This window comes from Stenotrophomonas sp. 278 (assembly GCF_003935715.1).
Taxonomy (GTDB): domain Bacteria; phylum Pseudomonadota; class Gammaproteobacteria; order Xanthomonadales; family Xanthomonadaceae; genus Stenotrophomonas; species Stenotrophomonas maltophilia_AH.
In genome coordinates, this window is sequence record NZ_RHPP01000192.1 from 1 (window position 1) to 6,086 (window position 6,086).

General features: G+C 70.4%; 1 protein-coding gene. It reads right to left on the reverse strand.

All coding sequences use genetic code 11. The features are described 5' to 3' along the window. Positions 1–6,086: cell surface protein (locus EGJ34_RS19950; RefSeq protein ID WP_185750269.1), on the reverse strand; the 6,086-nt coding region annotated here is incomplete at both ends.

Sequence of the window (6,086 nt, forward strand, 5' to 3'; positions counted from 1 at the left end):
GTGCCGACGCTGGCCACGGTCGGCGTGCCCTGCACCGCTGCCGGCACCGCTACATCGGCGGCCGCCGGTGCAGCAGCAACGGCCGCTTCCGGTGCAGTGGCGACGCTGGCGGTGGCGACCGACGCGCTGCGGGCACGTGCACTGCCGCCGCCTGCCGTGCGCTGGTCGATTTCGGTGACCTTGGCATCCAGCGCGCCCAGTGCATCACCCACGTTGTTGTAGCTGCTGCCCTGGATCACGTAGTTGGGAGCCACGAACACGCCCTGCATGCCCACGCTGGCCCCGCCACCGAGGAAGCTGGCGGTGTCGGTCAGTGCCTGGAACAGCTGGCCACCGTTGATCGCCTGGCGGCTGCTGCTGGCCACCGACCCGGCGGCCACGTTATCGATGGTGCTGCCCTGCAGACCCGAGAGCGTGACCGTGTCACGGCTGCTGTCGTCATAGCTCAGGGTGTTGGCGGTGCTGGTTTCCACCGAACCGATGCGGTCGTCGATGTCGCCCACGCGGGTTTCCACCGAGGTCACGCGCTGGTTGGTGGTGTTGAGCTGGCCACCGGTGACCGCGTCGGTGCTGCCGGCGGCAATGCGCCCCGCGGCGACATTGACGATGCGGCGCGTGGCCGGACCGTCGGTGCCGTTGCCACCGCCGACCGAGACCACGTTGGCTTCCACCGCACGCGAGCCCGAGCCCAGCGCCACCGAATTGGCACCGGAGACACCTGAGCCTGCGCCGATCGCCACGCTGTTGGCCCCGTTGCTCACGAAGGCACCGTTGCCGACCGCGACCGCGTTGGTGGCGTTGGTGGAGGCCAGGCGACCGACCACGGTGCTGTTGTCACCGCGTGCCGAGGCATCTGCACCGACCGCTGTGGCACCGGTGGCGGACGCCGTTGCGGTGGTGCCCAGTGCGGTGCTGCGGTTGCCACTGGCGGTGGCCGCCGAGCCGCCGGCCAGTGCATCGGTACCGCTGGCGGTGGCGGTGCCGCTGCCGCTGGCCTTGAAGTAGCGGGTGGCCTCATCAGCGGTGGCGGCCACACTGTCCAGCTGCGCCTTGTTCACCGCATCGGTGGCATTGGTCGCGGCACCGACGTTGGTGATGCGGCGCGTGGCCGGACCGGTGGTGCCGTTGCCGCCGCCAACCGAGACCACATTGGCTTCGGTGGCACGCGAACCGGCACCCAGCGCGACACTGCCGGTGCCGTTGGCCCAGGCACTCTTGCCCAGCGCGGTGGCATTGATGCCGCTGTAGGCGTAGCTGTCCTGACCGATCGCGGTGGAGCCGGCCGAGGTCGCCCAGGCCAGCTGGCCCACTGCGGTGGTCTGCGCCGCCGTGGCCCAGGCGCTGGCACCGCCGGCAAAGCTGTTCGCTCCGCTGGCCTGTGCGCTGTGGCCGACGGCGATGCCGTACGCGCCCGACGCGGTGCTGCCCCAGCCGAATGCCGAAGCGTAATCGCCGCTGGCTTCCGCGCCGTAACCCAGTGCGGTGGTGCGCACACCGGTGGCGGCACTGAACGCACCCACCGCCGTGCTGTAGTCGCTGCCGGCTTCAGCGCTGTAGCCGACGGCCGCGGACTGCAGGCCCGCCGAGGTGGCATTGGCACCGCTGGCGGTGCTGAACACACCGTCGGCCTGTGCGCCGGCACCCAGCGCGGTCGCGCCGGTACCGCCGGCACTGGTGGCACGGTCGAGCAGCACGTTGCCGTTGGCATCTTCGTAGTACAGCGCGCCACCGATCGCAGTGGCCGAATCAGCGGTCGCCGAGGCGTTGTAGCCCGACGCCGACGCATTGCGACCGCTCGCAAGCGAACCGCTGCCATAGGCCGACGCACCCGTGCCGAAGGCATTCGACGCTTCACCGGCTGCGGTGGCGTAGGCTCCGTCGACGAAGCTGCCGACGTCATTGCCATCGCCGCTGCCGCTGGCCTGGAAGAAGCGGCTGGTGTTTTCGGCGACGTCCGCCACCTCGTTGAGCTGATCCAGGTTCACCGCATCGGTGCCCTCGGTACCGGCAGCGACGTTGGTGATCTGGCGCTGCGAGGTGGCCGTGCCGACCGACACGCTGTTGTCGCGGTCCGCACGCGAGCCCGCGCCCAGCGCCACGCTGTTGAGGCCGTTGGCGGTGGCGCTTTCACCGACCGCGGTCGCACCCACTGCATCGGCCCACGAGTTCCAGCCCAGTGCGGTGGTGTAGTCGTCGGTCGCCCATGCACCGGCACCGAAGGCCGAGGCACCGGTGCCCGATGCACGCGCCGGAATGAAGCCGAAGAAGGTGCTGCCGCCGATGGCCACGCTTTCGTCGCCGGTGGCTTCACTGAACTCACCGACGGCGACCGCGCTTGCGCCGGTGGCGGTTGCGGCTGCGCCTACTGCGGTGCTGTAGACGTTGGAGGCAACCGAGCCGTAGCCCAGCGCGGTGGACAATTCGCCGGTGGCTTCGCTATAGCTGCCGAATGCCGAGCTGCCCGCTTCCGAGGCGGTGCTGCGGAAGCCGCTGGCAATCGCCTGCTGGCCCGAAGCAATCGACTCGCTGCCGTTGGCGGTGCTGTAGGCACCGCTGGCGGCGGCTGCGGCACCGGTGGCGCTGGCTCCGATTTCCGAAGCCGAGGCACCGCTGCCCACCGCAACGCTGTCTTCGCCGGTGGCCTGGGCATTGGTGCCCAGTGCCGAGGCGTTCACACCCGATGCCAATGCATCGGTGCCCACTGCCGTGGCGTTGCTCGCCAGCGCATTCGCGCCGCTGCCCAGCGCGGTGGCACCGTCGCCGATCGCACTGGCCGCTTCGCCTGCGGCTACGGCATTGTCGCCGTCGACATAGGCACCGGCGTCGCTGGCATCGCTGCCGCTGGCCTGGAAGTACTTGCTGGTCGCAGCGGCGGCATCGGCCACCGCGTTGAGCTGGTTGAGGTTTACCGCATCGGTGCCTTCGGTACCGGCGGCGACGTTGGCGATCTGGCGTTCGCTGCCGACGCTGCCGACCGATACGCTGTCATCGCGGTCAGCAATCGAATCGGCCCCCAGCGCCACGCTGTTGGCACCTTCCGAGGTTGCTGCATTGCCCAGCGCGGTGCTGTTCAGGCCTGGCGACCACGCACCACCGCCTACCGCAGTGGAGTAATTGCCGGAGGCTTCGGTGGGCAGCAGGCCGAACAGTGCGCCACCCACGGCGACGCTGTTGATGCCGCTGGCGAGCGCGTTCTGACCGGTGGCCGTGCTGTAGGCCCCCGAGGCCACCGCATCGCCGCCCAGTGCCACGCTGTTGGAGCCGCTGGCGTTGGCGAAGCTGCCCACCGCGGTCGCGTTGAACGCGGTGGCAGTGGCGTACCCGCCGAGCGCGGTGGTGTAGTTGCCGGTGGCTTCCGAGGCGAAGCCGAAGCCCGCCGACAGCGTCCCGCTGACCACGCTTTCTGCACCCACCGCGGTCGCACCGCGGCCGCTGGCAGTGCTGTAGTAACCCAGCGCCACGGCTTCCTCGCCGCTGGCTTCAGACAGCGCGCCACCGGCCAGGCTGCCGGCACCGGAGGCCACGCTGGCCGCGCCGGTGGCCGTGCTCTGTTCACCCGACGCTTCGCTTTCCGCACCGCTGGCCGTGGCGTACTCGCCCGTGGCCTGTGCGTTGCTGCCCTGCGCGGTGGCATTGGCGGCACTGGCCAGGGAGTTCAGGCCTACGGCAGTCGCGGAATCGCCAAGCGCGAACGCGCCGCTGCCCAGCGCCGAAGCGCCGGTGCCGCTGGCAAAGCTGCTGGACCCCACCGCAGTGGCGTAATCGCCGTCGGTGGCGGCGTTGGAACCGGCCGCCACGCTTTCCTCGCCATTGGCGACGGCCACGCCTTCGCCGGTCGCCTGGAAGCGTTCGGTAGCAGCACTCAGCTGATCGACGTTGACCGCGTCGGTGCCCTCGGTACCGGCGGCCACCTGGGTGATCTGACGCTGCTGGTCGTCGTTGCCGACCGACACGGTGTACGCGCGGTCTGCAGTGGATCCCGCGCCCAGTGCCACGGCATTCGACGCGCTTGCACTGCTGCCCGCACCGATGCCGATGGCGCTTTCACCGCCGGCCACCACGTTGGTGCCGATGGCGATGCTGTTGATGCTGTTGCCCAGCGCCTGATAGCCCACTGCAACGCTGTTGTTGGCGTACGCGAAGGCACCACGACCCACGGCCGTGGAGCTGGTGCCGCGCGCCCAGCTGTTGTAGCCGACCGAGGTGGCACCTGCGCCATCGGCCCAGGCCGCATAGCCCAGCGCCGTGGCGTTGGCTTCGGTCGCCCAGGCACTGGCACCGAAAGCCGTCGCGCTTTCGGCGGTGGCCCACGCGTAGGCACCGGTGGCGGTGCTTTCAATACCGCTGGCCCAGGCGTTGTCGCCCTGCGCGATGCTGTACTCGCCCGTGGCACGCGCCTTGTAACCCTGTGCCAGGCTGTTGTCGCCGGTGGCCTGCGCACCGCTGCCGAAGGCGTTGCTGAGCGCGCCGGTCGCCTGCGCGCCGGCACCGACCGCCACCGCGTCCTGTGCGGCGGTGGTGCCGATCAGCACGGCGTTGCCGTCGCCGTCGACGATGGGCTGGTTGTATTCGTCATAGGCCTGACCCTGGCCGCCGATGGCCACGCTGCCGTTGCCATTGGCGGTGGCGTTCTGGCCGACGGCCACCGTGCTGTCACCGGCTGCAGTGGCACCATTGCCAACGGCGGCGGCCCCCGCGCCCAGCGCGTTGCTCGCCTCGCCTGCGGCCAGTGCACCGTCGCCGTCTGCGAAGGCACCGACATCGCTGTCGGTCGACGCGTTGGCCTTGAAGCGCAGTGCGGTGGTGTCGGCGGTATCGGCCACGGCATCCAGCTGCGCCTTGTTCACCGCATCGGTTGCTTCAGTGCCGGCCGCCACATGGGTGATCTGGCGTTCGCTGCCGGCGTCGCCCACCGACACGGTGTTGTCGCGCACGGCGGTGGAATTCGCCCCCAGGGCCACACTGTTGGCCCCGCGCGCGGTGCTGTAGAAGCCGACAGCCGTGCTCAGCTCGCCACTGGCCCAGCTCTCCGCGCCCAGCGCGGAGGCACCGTCGCCCGGGGCGTAGGCGAAGTAGCCCAATGCGGTGGCTTCAAGGCCGGAGGCTTCGCTCAACGTGCCGTTGGCCACGGCGTAGTCGCCGCTGGCGATCGCACCGGCACCCACGGCGGTGGCCGCCTCGCCCGTGGCCTGGGTCTGCACGAAGAAACCCAGTCCCGGAATCAGATCGACCGGACCGCCGACGGCGGTGCTGCTGGTGCCGGTGGCGGCGGTCTGGGTGCCCACGGCGGTGGAATAGTCACCGGTCGCATTGGCGACGGCACCGAATGCCGAGGCCTGCGCGCCGGCGGCATACGCGCCGACGCCGTACGACGAAGCCGCAAAGCCGGAGGCTTCCGCGCTGGCACCGACCGCGGTGCCGCCCACGCGGGCGCTGGTGGCACCGGTATCGACCGGCACGCCACCATTGGTGATCAACGGGTCGCCGTTCTCATCCACGGCAGCACCGCCCACGGCGACGCTGCCCGGACCTTCGGCCTGCGCGTTGTGGCCGAACGCGGCGCTGTTCTGGCCGCTGGCCAGCGCATTGTTGCCAACAGCCGTAGCGTTCTGCGCAACGGCAACCGCCCCACTGCCCAGGGCCGTGGTGCCATTGCCGAGCGCGGTGCTGGCTTCACCGATGGCGGTGGCGTTGTCGCCGTCAGCCAGGGCACCGGCATCGCTTTCCGCACTACCGGTGGCCTGGAAGTATTTCGCGGTGGTGTCGGCGACATCGCCGACCGCATCCAGCTGTGACTTGTTCACCGCATCGTTGGCTTCGGTACCGTCGGCCACGTGCGTGATCTGGCGCTGCAGGCCGTTGTTGTTGCCGACCGAAACCGTGTCCACGCGATCGGCGTAGGAGCCCGCACCGAGCGCCACGCTGCCCACCGCGACCGCCGCCGAGTTGGAGCCAAGCGCCGCGCTGAAATCAGCTACCGCCGTGCTGAACGCGCCGACCGCGATGGATGCTTCGCCGCCGCTGCCCGCGCCGCGGCCCAGCGAGGTGCTGCCGGCACCGATGGCGAGCGCGCCGCCGCCGATGGC